This is a genomic window from Hyphomonas jannaschiana VP2 (assembly GCF_000685215.1).
Classification (GTDB): Bacteria; Pseudomonadota; Alphaproteobacteria; order Caulobacterales; family Hyphomonadaceae; genus Hyphomonas; species Hyphomonas jannaschiana.
Window position 1 is genome coordinate 104,983 of the sequence record NZ_ARYJ01000002.1, and the last position, 18,189, is coordinate 123,171.

At 61.4% G+C, this 18,189-nt stretch carries 19 protein-coding genes; 9 read left to right on the top strand and 10 right to left on the bottom strand.

Annotated features, from left to right (window positions below; all coding sequences use genetic code 11):
• Positions 1-13 precede the first annotated feature (13 nt).
• Positions 14-829, bottom strand: a complete 816-nt coding sequence (locus HJA_RS03335) for a DNA -binding domain-containing protein (RefSeq protein WP_081814494.1) — start codon at positions 827-829, stop codon at positions 14-16.
• Positions 830-1,040: 211 nt separating this feature from the next.
• Here HJA_RS03335 and HJA_RS17800 point away from each other — a divergent pair, with 211 nt between their 5' ends.
• Positions 1,041-1,433 (top strand): helix-turn-helix domain-containing protein, encoded by a 393-nt coding sequence (locus HJA_RS17800; RefSeq protein WP_051597311.1) that lies wholly within the window; start codon positions 1,041-1,043, stop codon positions 1,431-1,433.
• Between the two features lie 73 nt (positions 1,434-1,506).
• Here HJA_RS17800 and HJA_RS03345 read toward each other — a convergent pair whose 3' ends face one another.
• The gene (locus tag HJA_RS03345) at positions 1,507-1,851 is read right to left on the bottom strand and encodes a helix-turn-helix domain-containing protein (RefSeq protein ID WP_035578252.1); all 345 of its coding nucleotides are present in this window, start codon (positions 1,849-1,851) and stop codon (positions 1,507-1,509) included.
• 205 nt (positions 1,852-2,056) lie between these two features.
• Here HJA_RS03345 and HJA_RS03350 point away from each other — a divergent pair, with 205 nt between their 5' ends.
• From HJA_RS03350 to HJA_RS03370, 5 genes are all read left to right on the top strand, one after another.
• Entirely contained in the window at positions 2,057-2,740 is a 684-nt protein-coding gene (locus HJA_RS03350) for an RNA polymerase sigma factor (protein WP_162177022.1), read from the top strand.
• A gap of 8 nt (positions 2,741-2,748) precedes the next feature.
• The gene (locus HJA_RS03355; RefSeq protein ID WP_035578255.1) at positions 2,749-3,750 is read left to right on the top strand and encodes a FecR family protein; all 1,002 of its coding nucleotides are present in this window, start codon (positions 2,749-2,751) and stop codon (positions 3,748-3,750) included.
• 2 nt (positions 3,751-3,752) lie between these two features.
• Entirely contained in the window at positions 3,753-3,977 is a 225-nt protein-coding gene (locus HJA_RS03360) for a toxin-antitoxin system HicB family antitoxin (RefSeq protein ID WP_035578257.1), read from the top strand.
• A 289-nt stretch (positions 3,978-4,266) separates the two neighbouring features.
• Positions 4,267-5,265, top strand: a complete 999-nt coding sequence (locus tag HJA_RS03365; RefSeq protein WP_035578260.1) for an AAA family ATPase — start codon at positions 4,267-4,269, stop codon at positions 5,263-5,265.
• A gap of 12 nt (positions 5,266-5,277) precedes the next feature.
• Positions 5,278-7,767, top strand: coding sequence for a S8 family peptidase (locus HJA_RS03370; protein WP_035578262.1), 2,490 nt, complete (start codon positions 5,278-5,280; stop codon positions 7,765-7,767).
• A 189-nt stretch (positions 7,768-7,956) separates the two neighbouring features.
• Here HJA_RS03370 and HJA_RS03375 read toward each other — a convergent pair whose 3' ends face one another.
• The 7 genes from HJA_RS03375 to HJA_RS03405 form a co-directional block, all read right to left on the bottom strand.
• Complete coding sequence (locus tag HJA_RS03375; RefSeq protein WP_035578265.1) at positions 7,957-8,157, bottom strand: hypothetical protein; 201 nt, start codon at positions 8,155-8,157, stop codon at positions 7,957-7,959.
• The gene (locus HJA_RS03380; protein ID WP_035578268.1) at positions 8,154-9,290 is read right to left on the bottom strand and encodes a PepSY-associated TM helix domain-containing protein; all 1,137 of its coding nucleotides are present in this window, start codon (positions 9,288-9,290) and stop codon (positions 8,154-8,156) included. Before HJA_RS03380 ends, HJA_RS03375 begins: the two co-directional genes overlap by 4 nt.
• A 17-nt stretch (positions 9,291-9,307) precedes the next feature.
• The gene (locus HJA_RS03385) at positions 9,308-11,437 is read right to left on the bottom strand and encodes a TonB-dependent receptor (protein WP_051597365.1); all 2,130 of its coding nucleotides are present in this window, start codon (positions 11,435-11,437) and stop codon (positions 9,308-9,310) included.
• Between the two features lie 209 nt (positions 11,438-11,646).
• Complete coding sequence (gene merA, locus HJA_RS03390; protein ID WP_035578271.1) at positions 11,647-13,077, bottom strand: mercury(II) reductase; 1,431 nt, start codon at positions 13,075-13,077, stop codon at positions 11,647-11,649.
• 1 nt (position 13,078) lies between these two features.
• Positions 13,079-13,255 (bottom strand): mercury resistance system transport protein MerF, encoded by a 177-nt coding sequence (locus HJA_RS18315; protein ID WP_081814496.1) that lies wholly within the window; start codon positions 13,253-13,255, stop codon positions 13,079-13,081.
• 66 nt (positions 13,256-13,321) lie between these two features.
• The gene (locus HJA_RS03400; RefSeq protein WP_035578274.1) at positions 13,322-13,654 is read right to left on the bottom strand and encodes a heavy-metal-associated domain-containing protein; all 333 of its coding nucleotides are present in this window, start codon (positions 13,652-13,654) and stop codon (positions 13,322-13,324) included.
• A gap of 23 nt (positions 13,655-13,677) precedes the next feature.
• The gene (locus HJA_RS03405) at positions 13,678-14,046 is read right to left on the bottom strand and encodes a mercuric transporter MerT family protein (protein ID WP_035578848.1); all 369 of its coding nucleotides are present in this window, start codon (positions 14,044-14,046) and stop codon (positions 13,678-13,680) included.
• Positions 14,047-14,153: 107 nt separating this feature from the next.
• On the opposite strand from HJA_RS03405, the gene HJA_RS03410 reads away from it, so the two are divergent.
• Positions 14,154-14,567, top strand: a complete 414-nt coding sequence (locus HJA_RS03410) for a MerR family transcriptional regulator (RefSeq protein ID WP_035578277.1) — start codon at positions 14,154-14,156, stop codon at positions 14,565-14,567.
• On the top strand, positions 14,567-14,893 hold the full coding sequence (locus HJA_RS03415) for a YnfA family protein (RefSeq protein ID WP_035578852.1): 327 nt from the start codon (positions 14,567-14,569) through the stop codon (positions 14,891-14,893). The genes HJA_RS03410 and HJA_RS03415 overlap by 1 nt, the downstream gene beginning before the upstream one ends.
• A 324-nt stretch (positions 14,894-15,217) precedes the next feature.
• On the opposite strand, the gene HJA_RS03420 is transcribed toward HJA_RS03415, so the two are convergent.
• Positions 15,218-15,418, bottom strand: coding sequence for a heavy-metal-associated domain-containing protein (locus HJA_RS03420; protein WP_035578279.1), 201 nt, complete (start codon positions 15,416-15,418; stop codon positions 15,218-15,220).
• A gap of 244 nt (positions 15,419-15,662) precedes the next feature.
• On the opposite strand from HJA_RS03420, the gene HJA_RS03425 reads away from it, so the two are divergent.
• Positions 15,663-18,149, top strand: a complete 2,487-nt coding sequence (locus HJA_RS03425; RefSeq protein WP_035578282.1) for a heavy metal translocating P-type ATPase — start codon at positions 15,663-15,665, stop codon at positions 18,147-18,149.
• Positions 18,150-18,189: the final 40 nt, after the last annotated feature.

Consider the following 18,189-nt stretch of genomic DNA (forward strand, 5'->3'; position numbering starts at 1 on the left):
AGGGCGATCAGGGTCAGGACAAGAGCGTCCGGTAGCCGCCTGAAACCAAGTCCCGGCCACGTGCCCGCGCCCGGCGGATTTCATCCTTCATCGACCGGCCGGGGCCTGCCCAGGCGTCATCTACCCGTGCCTTGCCATAAATGATCTCGGCAGTCTCCCGGATGGACAGGCCAGCTGTTTCGCAATCATGGGCAATCAGCGCATTGCGGAACGCGAGGCTGGTCCGGCTCCAGACGGCGGGTTTGCTATCGCCTGTATCCCGTTCGTACACCTTCTGCGCTTGCTTCAGCATGCGCCAGCGCGCGTTGATGTTGGCCGTTCCCCGTATCAGGAAGCCGAGACGAACCGGTTCGGGCGACAGCATGGACATGCCCGTACACTGAACCTGCACAACGTGTCCGTTGCCCTTGATCAGCATGTGCTCCCGTCCGGCGGTATCGACCAGATGGACGATCTCGCACTGTTTCACCGTTTTGTCGTAGATGGGGCAGGCGAGATCCGAACCGGCCGGGCTGACCTGGACTTGAACCTGCCGCGGAAACAGCGCCGAAGACCAGAACGCGTTTGCGGTAAATCCGTCATGGCGCGGGTCCGGGAAGAAGGCGAGCCCCCAGCGCTCGGCCGCCATCTGGTCGATCCGCGGCCGGATCAGCGTAATCCCATGGCAGGCGGTCCGGACCGAGATCTCGCCGGTCCCATGAAGCGCGGCCTCCGCCACGAAATCCTCATTGCGCCGGAGGAATTCCCAAGCCCACCGGCTCCGGGACAGTGCCCGTGCGTAATCATAGCGATCAAGCACAGATTGTAACAAAACAGGGCAATTCGTCATGGTTTGGTCCCCCTTGCGAAAATCCCTGCAAGATGGATTCCAAAAACAACCAAAAAGAGAATTGCGGTTGTCAGAGTATGGGTGACTGATTCTCTGCATCGAACAGACCCTCGGCACCGGTAAGCCGATTACGAGCCAGATTCCGACGATTCCACCTCTATCCTTGTTTTCAACTTGTTGGCAGAACTACTGTCAAAAAGAGGTGGGGGGAATGACAAGGAAGCGACAGGCGGTGCCCCGGAAAAATTCAAGGTCAGCGACAGAGGTCGACAAGCAGGTCGGACGCAATGTCCGGCGCTACCGGAAAGACATGCACATGACGCTGAACGAGCTGGCAGATCAGCTAGGCGTCAGCCAGCAGCAGGTCCAGAAGTATGAAACCGGTGACAGCCGGATCAGCGCCTCCATGGTCCTGGCCATCACCGAAGTCCTCAATATCGGTATTGAGGATCTCTTCATTGGCACAAGCAACCAGAAAACACCAAAAAAAAACCCGCTCGAAACCGCCCGCCGCGAATGCCAGATGTGGATAGACCGCGCCAGTTCCAAGGAAACCCTCCGACAGATGGCACGGGTCCTCAAGGCAATGTCACAGCAGGAGTAGCGGCCTTTGCTGTGGTTTGGACCGCTAGATTAGGCTGGGAGAAAGTCTTCTAATCAGTGTGGAGATTGCTCGATCATTTCTTCAGCGATTTGAGAGCTTCAATTTGCATTCGAGCAATTCGCAACTGTTCTGCCGACAAAGAACGGATCAGGTCGACGATTTCGGACTCTTCGCGGATCCGGGATCGTGACTTGCGTCCGACAGTAGCGAATTCCAAGAAATCCGTGACCGGGACGCTAAGAGCTTCAGCGATTAACAATAGCGTATCCAATGATGGAATTGCTTGCGCTCGTTCGAGGTTGCTCAAGCTCGCCGGCGTTCTGTTGATGCGGTCTGCCAATGCCTCTTGAGTGAGCCCTTTCGAGCGACGTGCGGCTCTTATTGCCGCCGCGATCTGTTCTCTCTGGGCATCGGTCATGCCCCAAGTTCACTTTAGCAAACCAAAACACCATAAAGTGGACTTTATGTTTTGACTGAGAAGTGAACTCCACTTAAAGTTGGCAGCGAAATATCGAAAAAACCTAAAGTCCACAGCGAATCAAAAGTGATGAATCGCTCGTGTTGGTAGCGAAATGTGGGAGCGGCTGTCGCATTAGCAACGCCCCAACAAGAGAGTGTCCAAATTGCCAGATCAGACTCAGCCACTCTCGATTCCACCACACCCGAAGTCCGGGATCGGTGACCGCGACTGGTCCAAGCAAGTCCGGCCTGAGCCAAAACCCTCCCGCCTTGTCCCCAAGGTGGACAATGCCAGCGAACCCATCCCCCTCCGCAGCCCAGACCCCCTCAGCCATGTCTTCCGCCACCAGTACGACCAGCTCGTCCGTTTCTGCCGCGCCAGGATCACCAATCCGGCCGATGCCGAAGATCTCGTCCAGGACGCATTCCTCTCAATCCGCCGCGCCTATGCCGACAAGCCCGAAGAGGACCTCCGCGCGCTCCTCTTCACCACGGTCCGCAACCTCAGTGTCAATTATCTCAAATCCGGCCGCATCCGGCAGGCCAGGCAGTCGGACGAGATCGGAGAGGTCGCGGGCCGGCTTGCCTGCCAGCGCACACCGACCCCGGAGCAAATGGTCATGGACGCACAAAGACTCGCCATTGCAGAGCAAACCATCGCCGCCATGAAACCCCGCAAGCGGAACGCGCTCCGCCTCCACCGCTATGAGGGCCTCACCTATGACGAGATTGCCCGGCGCTTGTCAGTTTCGGCCACAACGGTCAAAACGGATATCGCAGAGGCGGTCGCCGAGATCGCCGAAAGCCTTTCCGGAGCTGCAAAACGCACTCCGGGACGGGATGAGTGAGCGGGAAAATGACCGACAGAGAGGACGAGGCAACCCGGCGGGAAACCGCCGCGTTCTGGTATACAGAGCTGCAGGCGCCTGATGTCAGCCCCGCCATGTGGGAGTCCTTCCTCGAATGGGAATCGGATCCTGCCAATGCGGCCGCCTATCGCGAGATCGAGGCCGCGATCGGCGTCATTGACCGGACAAGTCTTTCCCGGCCGGATAAAAATCACCGATCCGAGCCGGGCAGGAGCCGCAAACCCGTTGTCCTGGCGCTTGCCGCCGCAGCCGCCGCATTCCTCATCGGCGCCGTTGCCCTGACCCTTCAGGCCCCGAAACCCGATCCTGTCCTGCGGATCTATGCCACGGCGATCGGTGAGCAGGAGACCGTCACGCTGGAGGACGGGTCCATCCTCACGCTCAACACGAACACGAAGCTCAGCGTCCGCTATTCCGAAACGGAACGTCTCATACGCCTCGAACAGGGCGAAGCCCTGTTCGACGTCGAACATGCTGACCGTCCTTTCCTCGTCAAAGCCGGCGGCACGGTCACGCGCGCTCTCGGCACGGAATTCGACGTGCATGCGGAACGGGACACGGTCTCCGTCACGATCATCAAGGGCTCGGTCCGCGTGACCACAAGCGACCGAGGCCCCAGCGCAGGGCAGGCGGGCGCGATACCTGAAGAGAGCCAACAGGAGAGCATCGTCCTCAAGCCCGGCGAACGGCTGAAGATCACACCCGGCACCAAGCCCATCCTCTCCACCATCGACCCCGCCCGCGCCGCGCAATGGCGCGAAGGCCTCCTCCAGTTCGACAATGTGACGCTCGCCGAGGCCATGGCCGAAATGAACCGCTATTCGATCACAAAACTACACATCGATGACGAGATGCTCGCAGCGGAACGCATCAGCGGAACCTTTCCTGCCGGCAAGCAGGAGGAGTTCGCCGAGACCCTGAAGCTTTATCTGCCCGTGGACGTCGACAATCGGGCAGACGCTCTCCTCATCACAACAAGGAAAGAATAGGCATGGCAGGCGGCCAAAGATTTTCACTCAGAATCTCAAGGTCGCTCAAGAAGGAAGTGGCGCGCCTGGCACAAGCCGATGGGGTCTCCATCAATACGTGGATCCATGCGGCGATTGCCCGCCGTGTCGGAGGGGAGGTGACCGCGGAAGCTTTCTTCAAGCGCCTGCGAGAGACCAGCCTCCCGTCCGCCATGCTGACCCTGCTGAAACAATCCCAGGAGGATTGAAGGACAGGCCGGACGAGGTGCGGGCTTCATAGCGCCAGACTGCAACTCTTCATGATGAGGCGGTGCGCCAATCCCGGTCTGGAAAGTGGCGGACGGCGAGCGTACATTATGCAGGTCGAGCGTTTTTCCGGTCCACGGACGCGGGATGCGATTCGGCAGCACATGGTAGAGTCGCGCGCCCTGCGTACAAATTATTCAGAAACAAAAACAAGGCAAAGAAGGGCGGGTATACCAATTCTTAGGGCAATCAACTAAACGTTGCCCGAGAGGCGAGCGATACGGAACCGGGATGTCCAACACGAAACAAATTCTGGCGATGCTGAAGAGCCAGGCGGCTGGGGATGATGAGCAATTCTACTCCATCGCCCTGCAAGTCGCCGCTGCAGAAGCGCGCCGCGGACATCGATCCACTGCCGAAGAGCTCCGCAGTGCCGTCGACCAGGCACGAAGCACGAAATCACGCGGGGCTGCCGTCCCGATACAGTTCTCACAGCCGCGCGGCGAACTTGAAGCCCTGATCGATCTTCGCGAACCGAAGCTGAAACTCAAGGACGTCGTGCTTCACGACGGCGTGCGGGAGAAACTCGAAGACCTCATCCGCCAGCAAAGGAAGCGGGACTGGCTGCGGGAACACGGAAAAACGCCAAACCGTTGCGTGCTGTTTATCGGTCCTCCGGGATCCGGAAAGACGATGTCGGCTGAAGCGCTCGCGGGCGAGCTTCATCTGCCCTTGTTCGTGATCCGCCTGGAATCCCTGATCACGAGGTTCATGGGCGAAACGGCCGCCAAGCTCCGCCTGGTTTTCGATGAAACCCTGAAGCGCCGCGGCGTCTACCTGTTTGACGAGTTCGACGCGATCGGCGGTCAGCGGGCGGCAACCAATGATGTTGCCGAAATGCGGCGTGTGCTGAATTCGTTCCTGCAGCTGATGGAAGAACCGAATGCCACGGACAGCGTGCTTCTCGGCGCGACCAACCATCCGGAAATCCTGGACCGGGCCTTGTTGCGGCGGTTTGACCTCGTCCTGCAATTCGACCCGCCTTCCGATGACCAGATCAGGGACCTGATCTCGAAAAATTTGCACCCTCTGAAATTCCCGAGGCTCGGCTGGCAGAAAATCATCAAGGCGGCCCATGGCCTCAGCCAGTCTGAAATCGTGAGAGCCGCAGAAGACGCTGTGAAATGCGCCATCCTGGACGAGCGGGACACGCTGAAGACGGATGATGTGCTTCGCTACCTGGATGGCCGAAGGGAAATGCGGGAAGTCTTTTCGCAGGCGGCGAAATAGGGTTGATCCGCAATGCCTGAATTCGACAAGCCGCATATCGACATCAGCGCGCGTGTAAACAGAACCCAGTACCAGGCCCCAAGACAGAATATCGGAGGGGGCGGCGCGCCCCGGATCCGTGCCGAACACGGTGCCATGATTGCGGCGCAATTCGAGGCAGCCTTCAGGGACGCCGATGAAAACCGCCCGGAAGACGACCGTGTCGATGCGGCTGAGGGCGTCTACATCGAGGTCGATCTCAGGAGAGGCAGCAATCCCGAAAAGGTGCTGCAGCGGAAACGGGACGGCGTCCTGCCGGGAGCGGCAAAACCGCAGGAAAATGGCGACCTCCGGATCGCCCTCTATGTTCCCGATGAGGCACGGCCGGTCCTCGAGGAAATCGTTCGCGATTACCGCGAAGGCAATCTCAACAACAATGGCGCGGCGCCCAACCATAAAAAGATTGAACCGATCGAGGCCATTCGCCGGGCGCGCCTCGAGACGTTCTGGACCGACAATGCGGAGGCCATGCCGCAGGGAGCCCAGGACACAATCTGGTGGGAGGTCTGGTGCTTCCCTGGCATGGACAACCGGGTCGCAGACGCAGCCGGCAGGCTCGGTTGCCTGATTGCGGAGGCGCATTACTGGCTGAGCTTTCCGGAAGCCGTCGTCATCCCGGTCAAAACCACGCGCGCGACGATTGAACTCCTCCTGTTCGCGACAGCGGGGGTTTCAGAACTCAGGCGAGCAAGCACGACGCCCGCCTTTTTCCTGGACCAGGACACAGAAGAACAATTGCAGTGGACTGAAGACCTGGCGGAGCGCGTACGCTGGCCGGCGGGCGACGCGCCCGCCGTCTGCCTGCTGGATACGGGTGTCAACCGGGCGCATATGCTCATCGAGCCGTCGCTCTCGGCCGGAGACCTCCTGATGATCAATCCGGATTGGGGCGGTGATGATCATCACGGGCACGGGACCGGCATGGCCGGACTGGCGCTGTTCGGAGACCTCACACCCAGGCTCGAAGATGCGGGCGAGATTGACCTGTCGCACCGCCTGGAGTCGGTCAAGATCCTTCCTCCGAATGGCTTTCCCGCAAACCAGCCGGAATCATATGGTTCCATTACGCAGTCCGGCGTCGCCATCAGCGAGATCAATAATTCCGAGCGCGACCGCTTCTTCTGCCTGGCCGTCACCAATGAGAATGTATCGGGGGCGCGGGCCACGACCTGGAGCGCCGCCATCGACCAAGCGGCCATCGGCAAGATGGCTGGCGACGAGAACGATGCACCTCGCCGGTTGTTTGTGATCTCTGCGGGGAATGCACCGCCTGAAATCGAGCCTGCCAATATTCTGGACGCCGATGAGCTGCCCGTCGAGGATCCGGCCCAGGCATGGAACGCCCTGACGGTCGGGGGCTACACCAACAAGACAGCTATCGGTGACGTGGGATATGAGGACTGGACGCCGCTCAAGGCAGCCGGAGATATCAGCCCGTTCACGCGGACTTCGGTGACCTGGCCTCAGGGGCGGGCACCGATCAAGCCAGACATTGTGATGGAGGCTGGAAACAGGGCGTCCAGCCCGTTGGGGACCGAAGTCCTGAGCCTCGATTCGCTTGCCCCCCTTTCTACCGGAGATGACGTGGCAACGCACCCCCTGGTGCCATTTGCGGCGACGAGCGCTGCGGCCGCCCAGGCTGCGCGGCTTGCGGCGCAGATAGGCGCTGCCCATTCCGGTCTCTGGCCCGAAACAATTCGCGCACTCATTGTCCATAGTGCCGAATGGACCCCGCACATGAAAGCACAGTTGCAGGCGGCCAATGGGAAAACGGCCCGGTATCCTCTCCTGAGGCGGTTCGGACACGGGGTCCCGGATTTTGCGCGCGCCTCTGCGTCTGCCACCAATCACCTGGCGCTGATTGCCGAGAATGAAATTCAACCATTTCGAATGGTCAGGGATGAAAACGGGAAGAAGCACAAGAAGTTCGGCGATTGCCACTATTACAAGCTGCCCTGGCCGACAGATGTCCTTGAAGGACTGGGCGAGCAGGATGTGCGGCTCAAGCTCACGTTGTCATACTTCATCGAGCCAAATCCGGGCCGGTTCGCCGCGATCGACCCACAGCGATACCAGTCTTTCGGCCTGAGGTTCGATCTGAAGCGCCGTGCGGAGACCGAACAGAATTTCGTGGAGCGTGTGAATGCCCTGGAGCGGGACGATCCATTAGCCGGCGGACCCGATGGGGGTGACAATTTTGGCTGGACGTTCGGATCCAACAGCATGTCTTCCGGGTCCCTGCATTGCGACGAATGGGTTGGGCCGGCCGTCCAGCTTGCCGCGCGGAATGTCGTCTGTGTAAAGCCGGTCATGGGCTGGTGGAGAGATTCTGCGAAGAATTGCAGCAGGACGGGGCGTTATGCGCTGGTCGTCACGCTGAGCGCACCAGACGTGGAGGTCGACCTTCACACACCGATCCAGACCAGCGTCGAAGCAGGCATTGGCATTGAGATCGCCGTGTAGCCCACCGGTGTCTTCCTGCGTTGTCTGATGCCCGAAAACAAATTCCGTCTGGTCCGGCTACTGACTTGTTGACCCCTTAGAGCACCGCGGCGTTGAAGTCTCGGCGAGGCTCGGGGGCAACCCCAGAGGGGATCATGTAAATCAGCAATACGTGCAAACGCGCGCTGTTCAGCGCCGTGGCACTCACGCTCAGTTGCGTTTCCCGAAAAAGGCCCATGCGAGCGCCAGAATTCCGGAGCCGGCTGCCAGTGCGAACAGGGTATCCAGTCCGCCATCCAGCAGGAGCGCCGCGATCAGGCCCGTGAGACTGACCGCAAAGAGCGCTGCAGGCACGGCGAACATGGCGGCAAGGCCGCGCTGCCTCTCCCTGTTTGCGCCACGTCCGGTCATACCGAACCTGCTCCGGATGCATGAGACAGGGCTGTCCGGCGGCGCGGCGATTCCCGCTTGGTGAGCCAGAGATAGAGCCCGCTTGCCAGAACGATGATCGTGACGAGATCGAGGACCAGCCAGACGAGTTTCAGGAGCAGACCTCCATAGTCCCCGAAATGCAATGGCCGGGAGAGGGAGAGGGCTTTTGTATACCACGGCATCTGCCGGAGTCCGGTGACCTCGCCCGTGCCGGCATGGATCAGAACAGGCGTGATGATGTTCTCCGTCAGGGGCGTGTCACCATGAAGGAACACGGCATAGTGCGCGCCTGTCGAAAAGCCGCTGCCGGGAAAGGCCACAAACTGGAGTTCCATATCCGGCGCCAGTCTGACCGCTTCCCGGACAGCGTCATCAAGTGAGGCGCGCGGTCCTGCAAGCAAAGCCGCTTCGTTGCCGGCAACAAGGTCTGCCAGTTCGTTCGTGCGCCACGTATCTATAATGGGTGTTTCCAGCGTGTTGATGACACCCGTTATGCCCACGACCAGGACCCAGGCGAGCGTCACGATGCCGAGGAGATTGTGGTAGTCGAGCCATTTCAGGCGCGGGGACTGGCGCCGGCGCACCGTGCCAAAATCGAGTTTGCGCATGAAGGGCGCATAAAGGACGATGCCCGAGACGATCGCGGCAATGAAAAGACATCCCATTGCGCCAAGGAACAACATGCCCGGTAATCCGAGGAACATGTCCGTGTGCAGCTGGAGAATGAATTCCATGACGCTCTCGCCACGATCTGCGGGCGGCACGAGATCGCCGCTCGTCAAATCGAAGGAGGCAAAGTGCATGTCATGCCCCGGCGCGTCTCCGGCTGGGCCTGTGGTGACGTTCACGACCGGCCGGTCAATGTCGAAACTCATGAAGATCGGCACCTCGCCCGGACGGTGTTCGAGCGAAATGTCGAGGATTTCGTCAAGCGTAAGGGGCGCCCCGCCGGGATGTGCCGGCTGCCAGCTTTCCGGATTGAGCGCGCTGTCGATCTCGTCATGGAAGATGAGCGGCAGCCCGGTCAGGCAGAGCATGAGCAGCAACAAGGTCGAGATGAGGCTTGTCCATTTATGGACCCAGCTCCACGCCCTGATTGTTCCTGCCTGCATCATCTTGCGCCGGGTTCCTAGAAGTCGATCGAGGCCGAGACGCTGAACGTCCGGGGATTGCCAAGGATCAGATAGTTAGCCCCCGGGAAGCCGCCTGTCGAAGCCCAGTAGGATTCATCGGTGAGGTTTTCGATCCGTGCCCGCAGGGTGACGGGGCGGTCGGAAATATCGAGCGAGTAGCGGGCGCCAATATCGAGACGCGTCCAGCTGTCGAGCTCGGTCGTGTTGGCCGTGTTCACATATTGCTCGCCCGTATAGACAATCCGTCCGTCGAGGGTCAGTCCGTCGATCGCTGCGACATCCCATTCCGCGTTGAGATTGGCCTGGATCTCGGGCACGCCGATCGGAGTGTTGCCTTGGTCAAGACCGCCCTCTGTCCTGGCAAGTTCTGAATCGAGGAAGGTTGCGCCGCCGATCAGGCGCAGGCCATCCATGGGTTCTCCGAAGAGAGTGAGTTCGAGACCGGTATTTTCCTGCTCGCCGGAGGCGGAAAACACCTGTTCTGCAACAATCGCATTCGGGCGGGTCAGGCGGAAGATTGCGGCCGTAGCGCCAAAATCGCCGCCATCATATTTGACACCGGCCTCGACCTGTTCACCGGTGAAGGGTTCGAGCACCTCGCCTGAATTGAGGATGGTCACGCCGCCGCTGGTCGCCGGGGCGATCTGGCCCGGCTGGAGGCTTTCGGCATAATTGGCATAGAGGGAGACCTCGTCCGTCGCCTTGTAGACGAGGCCGAAGGCCGGGGTGATCTTGTCGTCTTCATATCCGGAGAGTTTCGCGCCGGTATTATAGTCGAAGCTTGCCGTGTCGATCTCCTGCTGGCGAAGGCCGATCGTTGCCAGCAGGCGTCCGTCGATGAAGGACAATGTGTCGGCAATGGCAAAAGAGGTGTTGGTGACCTCTTCGGTCTTCAGCGGGCTGGCGAGGTTGCCGCCAACAAAGAAATCCGCCGCCGGGGCGGCCACGGCGACCGGGCTATAAAGATCTGTCGCGAAGGGGGTGAAGAAGCTTGAGAAGGCGTAGGCATTCTTCGATTCCAGGCTGACGGAAGAGGCCGACACGACGACTCGGTGACCGACCGGCCCGGTCCGGAATTCGGCGCTGAGGCCGGTATCGAACGAGACGACATCGTCTTCGCGCGTATTGTCGAAGCGATAAGCGGTCAGGCTGCCGTCTGCGGCCGCGCTGGGATTGGCGAGAACATTGGCTTCTTCACCATTGCGCGCGCCCGCGCCAAGCCAGACGGTCACGGCATCACTGATGTCGTATTCACCGCGAACCACGCCGAAGAGCTGCTTTTCGTCGGTATAGGTCCAGGGCTGGGCAAAGTTTGTATCGGTATCCGGTGTTGCGGGCACGCCGGCGAGCGGCGTCACCTGTGGGCGGGGCGCATCGATCCGGTTGTCCTGGTAGCCGGCATCGGCAGAGAAGCGGAACCGTTCGCCGGCATAGTCCGTTCCGAGTGAGAACACCGACAAGGCGCGGTCCTGGTCCTCGACAGCCGTCTCGCCATCGCGGAGCACGGCATTGAAGCGGACACCCCATTCCTGTGCCGGACCGAACCGGTCTCCGATATCCAGTGCGCCATAGGCCTGGCCGGAAGTTTCATAGCCGAGAGTCGCGCGGCGTACGCCGTCTGCAGGGGCGCGTTTCGGAACCAGGTTGATCGTGCCGCCGACGCCGCTTCCGCCGGGTGCGGCGCCGTTGATGAAGGCGTTTGCGCCCCGGAAGACTTCGACTCGCTCAAGCAGTTCGGCCGCGACAAACTGGCGGGGCAGGATGCCGTAGACCCCGTTGAGCGTGATGTCGTCGGAATAGACGGGAAATCCGCGCAGGACATAGACTTCCTGGAAGTTTCCGAATCCCTTGGCCACACGAACCACCGGGTCGTTCTGCAGGACATCGCCGACGCTGTCGGATTGCTGGGTGAGGATCAGGTCCGATGTATAGGCCGTGCCAGAGAACGGTGCATCCAGGAAGTCGAGATTACCGAGCAGGCCCGCCCGTCCGCCCCGCGCCACCTGGCCGCCCGCATATTCGCGGGTGAGCTCAACCTGGGAGGAATCCTTGACGATGACCGTGTCGAGGACGCGTTCTTCCTCGCCGGGGGGAGGTGTCTGGGCGAGGGCGCAGGGGGTGGCCATACCGGCGGTCAGTCCGGCAGCGAGAAACAGGCGGGTCGAAGTCTTCAAGGCTCTGTCCTTGTTGAGAATGATTATCAATCGTGCGTGTAACTGCAAGTCATTCTCATAACAAGCGGCAAGTTTCCACGCCGCTGCATTTTCGACTGGTTCCGTGCCCGAAGGGGCGGCGGGCAATTTTCCATCTGTTCCGGAGGGTTGGTCAGGTGTGATCAACCTGCACAACACGAGAGCTTTGCAACATCCTTGTCGAAGGTTTGTGCCGCTAGCTTCAGCCCTTCGACCGTTGTCAGGTAGGGAAAAATGGTTTCGCCGAGTGCCTTGGTGGTCATGCCGAATTTGAGCGCCATGGCCAGTGTCTGGATGCTGTCCGCGCCCTCCGGTGCGAGTATCTGGCCGCCGAGTAGGCGGTCGGTGCTGGCGTCGGCCACCAGCTTGATCAGCCCCCGCGTGTCGCGGGCAGCCAGCGCTCGTGGTACGGCATCAAGCAGCAGGACGGAGGTCTTGACCGTATGACCGGCAGCCTTCGCCGCCGCTTCGGTCAGGCCCACGCCCGCCACCTGCGGGTCGGTGAACACGACCCACGGCATGGCGCTGTTGTCGTAGGCGAGACTGTCGCCATTGAGCGCATTGAGGGCGGCGAGTTTGGCCCCATAGGCCGCCATGTAGACGAATTGGTCGCGGTCGGTCACGTCACCGGCGGCGTAGACGCCGGACATCGACGTGCGCATCCGGTCATCGATGACGATGGCGCCGCGACTGTCCTGTTCGATGCCGGCGTCGGCGAGGCCCAGCGCTTCGGTATTGGGCGTGCGCCCTGTTGCGACCAGCAGCCGCTCGGCCTTCAGCTCGATCAGTCTGCCCTCTTCCCTGACGCAGACGGTTACACCCGTCTCATCTTCACGGCAGGCATCATAGGCGATGCCGCAATGGAGGGTGATGCCCTCGTTGCGGAACACTTCCGCCAGGGCTGCTGAAACTTCCGGCTCGATCTGCGGCAATAACCGGGAGCGGCAGACCACCGTCACCCTGACACCCATGCGGGCCATCATCTGCGCGAGCTCGGCCCCTATATAACCGCCACCGATGACGATCAGACTTTCGGGCAGGTCTTCCAGTTCCAGAAGCGTTGTGCTCGTCAGGTAGTGCACGCTATCGATTCCGGGAATCGGCGTCACGGCGGGCCGCCCGCCCGTGGCGATGATGGTCTTGCCGGCGGCGATGGCGGTGCCATTCACGATGACACCCGCCCCGTTTAGTCGGGCCTCACCTTCCAGATAGGCGACGGTGTCGTATTCGGGCAGGAGATTCGCGTATTTCTTCTGCCTGAGCGTCGAGACAAGGTCATCCTTGGCGGCGCTCAGGCGCCGCCAGTCGTTCACTTGCGCTTCGCCCGTCAGACCCGGGAAGCGATCAGCTGCGCGAGCACCATGTAGTGCCTCGGCGGCCCGGATCATGGTCTTGGACGGCACGCAGCCGACATTGACGCAAGTGCCGCCAATGGTCCCATGGCCGATCAGCGCCACGTTTGCGCCTTGTTCGGCGGCCGTGATGGCGGCGGAGAAGCCCGCCGAGCCAGCGCCAATAACGGCGACGTCGAAGGTCGTTTTCGATGATTTGGTCGGGGCGCAGCAGTCCGCCATGTCAGTCTCTTTCCTTGTTTGTCTGAATGCTCATACCGCAACAGGCCACCGCGCGGTTCCGCCGCCACAAGGCGTAGTCTGTCAGGCCGAGGAAGACGGCGAGCCCGCGCAGCAGCACGTAGTCCAGCCCATCGACCCAGGCCGACAGGCCGGGCGTACCGAGGGCAATGACCAGCACGGGCGGCGCGCAGCATACGGCAGCGAACGGTGCCGGTCTTCAGGATCGTGCCGTCCTTCGTCTGGCTCAGCCTTTAACCGAGGCCGGATAACCCGCATTGGTGGAGGCCGCGGCAACGGCGTCCGCATTCGTCACCGCCGGATCGAAGATAACCGTCGCCGTCTTGGCGTCGAAATTCACCGCCACCGATGTGACGCCCGCAACGCCTTCCATCGCTTTCTTCACCGTGACGGGGCACAAGGCGCAGGTCATGTTCTGGATGACGAAGGTCCGGGTCTGGGCGGATGCCACCTGTTGAGAAGCGGACTGCGCGACGGCCGGGGTCACAGCGGGTGCGATTGCCCAGCCGAGTCCACTGAGTGCCAGCAGGGCAGCGGCGAGGATAAGGGGTCGTTTCATAACGGTTGCTCCTGTGTTCGGGTTCAATAGAAAAGCGGCGCCCACCAGCTGATGGTCAGCGCGAGCAGGACGATGACAGTGGAAAGCCAAAGCGCAGTTTTGGCGATGACGGCCGACTGCGGCTTGGCGCAGTAGCTGCCCTCCACGCAGGCGGGCTTGGCCTTGAAGTAGACCTGCCGGAAGCCGAGGCCGATGAAGATGAGCGCAATGCCTGTGAAATACGGCTTGTAGGGCTCAAGGGCGGTCAGGTTGCCGATCCACGCCCCTGAAATCCCGAGCGTGACGAACAGCAGCGGCACCACGCAGCAGGTCGAGGCCAGAATGGCGCCGATCACGCCGCCTGCCGCAAAGAGTTTCCGCTTCCGGTCGTCCGCGCCGTCCACGGCCTGCATTGGCTGGGTTTCTGCTTCGGTTGGGCTCATACGCCATCATCCTCGATTTCGTTCTCACCTTGTGATAAGGTCTGTAGTAACTACAGACTCAAAGGATTTATGACGTTATGGGCGATCACGTTTCCGGGAAGGGATTGAAGCGCGCGGACCTGGCGCGGCGGACGGGCTGCAATCTGGAAACCATCCGTTACTACGAAAAGATCGGCATCATGCCGGAGCCGCCGCGCACCGCGTCCCGCTATCGCGTCTATGACGAGCGGCACGTCGCCCGCTTGCGCTTCATCCTGCGTGGCCGGGAACTCGGCTTTTCCCTCGACGAGCTGCGCGAATTGCTGCGTCTCGTTGATCGGGGCACCCAGACCTGCGCGGAAGTCAAAACCATGACGGAGCAGCATCTTGCGGAGGTGCGGACCAAGATCGCAGATCTCAAGCAAATCGAGAAGGTGCTTGCCGCCACGGCAGCACAGTGCTCGGGCGGAGAGGTGCCGGAGTGCCCCGTGCTGGAGACGCTGGCATCGTGATCTCTACGGTCGCGGTATACATCGGTGCGGCTATCGCCGAGATCGGCGGTTGCTTTGCGTTCTGGGCGTATTTCCGTCTTGGCCGCAGTATATTTTGGTTCGTCCCCGGAATTGTCAGCCTGATGGTATTCGCCTATCTGTTAACCCGAGTTGATAGCGACTACGCGGGCAGGGCCTATGCGGCTTATGGCGGCATTTATATTGCGTCATCAATTCTGTGGCTTTGGGGAGTGGAAGGCCGGACACCTGACAGATGGGATGTGATTGGTGCCGCGCTCTGTTTGAGCGGAGCTTCTATTCTGCTTTGGGGACCGCGCGAGGCATAGCTAGTGCATGAAATTGAAATGTCAGCTCAAAGACTTGCTACGCCTTCTTTGCGAGTCAGGGCGGAATAGGATCCCCTGTTCCGGGTAACGCTGTCGGCTCCTGAAGTGTGCCGATCCTCAAATTCTGGAAACAGCCAGCAGGTCTTGTGTGTTTACCTTTCATCCTTGGCTATGGGTAATAGCCAGCGCACACTCGGACTTCACGCTTGCTCGGCAGGCAATACGAACCGGCTGGGCCTGAATCCCTGCCGTGAAGAGGGGCCTCATTCGCCGGGGTCACTGCTCCGGCGAACGAGGAGAGCGGGGGCTCAACACCCTGGCGGGTCAGGGGGTTTCGCGAGCTGCAGGATAGCCGGCAGCTGCGAGCGCTGCCTCAATTCCTGCCCGCGGCGCAGACGTCCCGACCTCGACCGTGTGGTGTTCGGGGTCGGCATTGACCGTCGCGCCGGGGTCAACCGAGTGGATCGCCCGGGTCACGGTCCGGACGCAGCCGGAGCAGGTCATGTTTTCGATGTGCAATTGCATTCTGCCCTCCTTTTCATGTGTGGCAGTCAGAGAGATGGTCTCTCCCAGCGTTGGAGGGTCAAGTGTGCCAGAAATCAAATCTTCCGCGCGCCAATCTGAACGACCGGAAATTACCGGTCTTTGCCGGCAGGTATCTAAAAGGGAAGAAAGCCTTACTGATGTTTCGGAACAGCAGCGCTTGACCCTCCCATCATGGGAGATCCCATATTCTGGCGCATCAGACCGATTTTGAAGGATTCCTGCCATGACTGCGCACCCCGGACCCATCCCTGAAACCCTCTCTCTTCCGATTGAGGGCATGAGCTGTGCCTCCTGCGTCGGACGCGTGGAACGTGCGCTGAAGCAGGTTCGCGGCGTTCTCGACGCCAGCGTCAACCTGGCGACTGAGCGCGCCGAGATCCGCATTTCCGATCCTGACGTCCGGGCCGAAGCGATCCGCGCGATCGAGGATGCCGGCTATGCCGTCTCGTCGCCGGCTGTCGAACTCGCGATCGAGGGTATGAGCTGTGCGTCCTGTGTCGGCCGCGTTAAGCGTGCTCTGAAAGCGGTCCCGGGCGTGACCGGCGCGTCTGTCAACCTTGCCACCGAGCGCGCGACCATAACCGGCCGCGCCGACATTGCGGACCTGGTCGCGGCTGTCAGCGAGGCAGGTTATCAGGCCCATGCGGTAGATCCGGGCCGTCATGCATCGGCCGGGGCCGATCTGCGCAAGGAACAGGAACGCCGCGTCCTCATCCGTGACCTGCTGCTGGCGGCCGGCCTTACATTGCCGGTTTTCGGGCTCGAAATGGGAAGCCATCTCATTCCGGGATTTCATGAGCTGATCGCATCGACCATCGGCATGACTGCGAGCTGGCTTCTCCAGTTCGTATTAACAACGCTGGTTCTGGTCATCCCCGGGGCAAGGTTTTACCGGAAGGGCATACCCGCGCTCCTGCGCGGGGCACCTGACATGAACAGTCTTGTCGCGGTGGGCACGCTTGCAGCCTATACTTATTCCCTGGTCGCGACATTCGCCCCGGCCCTGTTGCCGGAGGGCGCTGTCAACGTCTATTACGAGGCGGCGGCTGTCATCATTACCCTGATCATTCTCGGACGCGTGCTCGAAGCCCGGGCCAAGGGCAGGACCTCGGAGGCGATTCAGCGTCTCATTGGCCTGCGGCCGAAGACAGCCCGTGTGCGGCGCGGCGCCGCCCTTGCCGAGATCGACGTTGCGAATGTCATTGAAGGCGACATTGTCGAGGTCCGGCCGGGCGAGCGCATTCCGGTGGATGGCGAGGTCATCGAGGGTGAAAGCTGGATCGATGAGAGCATGATCACCGGCGAACCGCTGCCGGTCGCGAAAGCAATCGGCGCAACCGTCACAGGCGGCACGATCAACCAGACGGGCGCCTTTGCCTTCCGCGCCACTGCGGTCGGCAGCGATACGATGCTCTCGCAGATCATCCGGATGGTCGAGGAGGCGCAGGGATCGAAACTGCCAATCCAGGGGCTCGTGGACCGGATCACCATGTGGTTCGTACCGGTCGTGATGATACTGGCCGCTCTGACGTTCGGAGTGTGGTTCCTGTTCGGGCCGGACCCGGCCCTGACATTCGGCCTGGTCAACGCCGTGGCGGTCCTGATCATCGCCTGTCCCTGCGCGATGGGGCTCGCGACGCCAACCTCGATCATGGTGGGAACGGGACGGGGCGCAGAACTCGGCGTCCTGTTCCGCAAGGGCGATGCGCTCCAGGCCCTGCAGGATGCCCGCGTCGTTGCGCTGGACAAGACCGGCACCCTGACGGAAGGACGGCCGCGCCTGACCGACCTGGTGACCGTTCCCGGTTACGAACGGGACGAAGTCCTTGCCCGGGTCGCCGCTGTCGAGGCGAAGTCCGAACACCCGGTCGCCCGCGCGATCGTTGCGGCGGCTGAGGCTGAAGGCCTGGTCCTGCCCGAGGTTCGCGATTTCGGAAGCGTCACCGGCTTTGGCGTGAGCGCGGTGGCGGGCGGCGATCTTGTTCAGATCGGGGCCGATCGGTTCATGGCGCAGCTTGGCCATGACCTGGAAGCCCTGAGCGGCACGGCCGAACGTCTCGCCGGTGAAGGAAAATCCCCGATCTATGCGGCCGTCGGTGGCAGGCTTGCCGCCATCATCGCCGTGGCGGATCCGGTCAAGGAGACGACGCCGGAGGCCATCGCCGCCCTGCATCGCCTGGGGCTGAAGGTGGCGATGATCACGGGAGACAACCGGCGCACAGCCGAGGCGATTGCCCGGCCTCTGGGGATCGATGAGGTGATTGCGGAAGTGTTGCCGGACGGCAAGGTGGCTGCGGTCCGGCGCCTGAAGGAGATCGGTCCGGTCGCCTTTGTCGGAGATGGTATCAATGATGCGCCGGCGCTGGCGGAGGCGGATGTCGGCCTGGCGATCGGCACCGGCACGGACGTGGCGATCGAGGCGGCGGATGTGGTCCTCATGTCTGGCAACCTGAAAGCGGTGCCGAACGCGATTGCGCTCAGCCGGGCCACCATGCGGAACATCCGCCAGAATCTCTTCTGGGCCTTTGCCTACAATGCGGCCCTCATCCCGGTTGCCGCCGGTGTGCTCTGGCCGGTGTCGGGGGTTCTGCTCTCTCCAGTCTTTGCGGCCGGCGCGATGGCGCTTTCCTCTGTCTTCGTGCTCGGCAATGCACTGAGGCTGCGCCGCTTCGCGGCCCCAATGACCGAGCGCGCCGGTCCGGCGACCTGATCCCTGCCGCAGGTCCGGCTACGCCGGGCCTCCCGGCCCT

Excerpts from the sequence above, each read along its gene's own strand:
- HJA_RS03335 (WP_081814494.1), bottom strand. The coding sequence starts at position 829 with ATGACGAATTGCCCTGTTTTGTTACAATCTGTGCTTGATCGCTATGAT.
- HJA_RS17800 (WP_051597311.1), top strand. The coding sequence starts at position 1,041 with ATGACAAGGAAGCGACAGGCGGTGCCCCGGAAAAATTCAAGGTCAGCG.
- HJA_RS03345 (WP_035578252.1), bottom strand. The coding sequence starts at position 1,851 with ATGACCGATGCCCAGAGAGAACAGATCGCGGCGGCAATAAGAGCCGCA.
- HJA_RS03355 (WP_035578255.1), top strand. The coding sequence starts at position 2,749 with ATGACCGACAGAGAGGACGAGGCAACCCGGCGGGAAACCGCCGCGTTC.
- HJA_RS03360 (WP_035578257.1), top strand. The coding sequence starts at position 3,753 with ATGGCAGGCGGCCAAAGATTTTCACTCAGAATCTCAAGGTCGCTCAAG.
- HJA_RS03365 (WP_035578260.1), top strand. The coding sequence starts at position 4,267 with ATGTCCAACACGAAACAAATTCTGGCGATGCTGAAGAGCCAGGCGGCT.
- HJA_RS03370 (WP_035578262.1), top strand. The coding sequence starts at position 5,278 with ATGCCTGAATTCGACAAGCCGCATATCGACATCAGCGCGCGTGTAAAC.
- HJA_RS03375 (WP_035578265.1), bottom strand. The coding sequence starts at position 8,157 with ATGACCGGACGTGGCGCAAACAGGGAGAGGCAGCGCGGCCTTGCCGCC.
- HJA_RS03380 (WP_035578268.1), bottom strand. The coding sequence starts at position 9,290 with ATGCAGGCAGGAACAATCAGGGCGTGGAGCTGGGTCCATAAATGGACA.
- HJA_RS03385 (WP_051597365.1), bottom strand. The coding sequence starts at position 11,437 with ATGGCCACCCCCTGCGCCCTCGCCCAGACACCTCCCCCCGGCGAGGAA.
- merA (WP_035578271.1), bottom strand. The coding sequence starts at position 13,077 with ATGGCGGACTGCTGCGCCCCGACCAAATCATCGAAAACGACCTTCGAC.
- HJA_RS03400 (WP_035578274.1), bottom strand. The coding sequence starts at position 13,654 with ATGAAACGACCCCTTATCCTCGCCGCTGCCCTGCTGGCACTCAGTGGA.
- HJA_RS03405 (WP_035578848.1), bottom strand. The coding sequence starts at position 14,046 with ATGCAGGCCGTGGACGGCGCGGACGACCGGAAGCGGAAACTCTTTGCG.
- HJA_RS03410 (WP_035578277.1), top strand. The coding sequence starts at position 14,154 with ATGGGCGATCACGTTTCCGGGAAGGGATTGAAGCGCGCGGACCTGGCG.
- HJA_RS03420 (WP_035578279.1), bottom strand. The coding sequence starts at position 15,418 with ATGCAATTGCACATCGAAAACATGACCTGCTCCGGCTGCGTCCGGACC.
- HJA_RS03425 (WP_035578282.1), top strand. The coding sequence starts at position 15,663 with ATGACTGCGCACCCCGGACCCATCCCTGAAACCCTCTCTCTTCCGATT.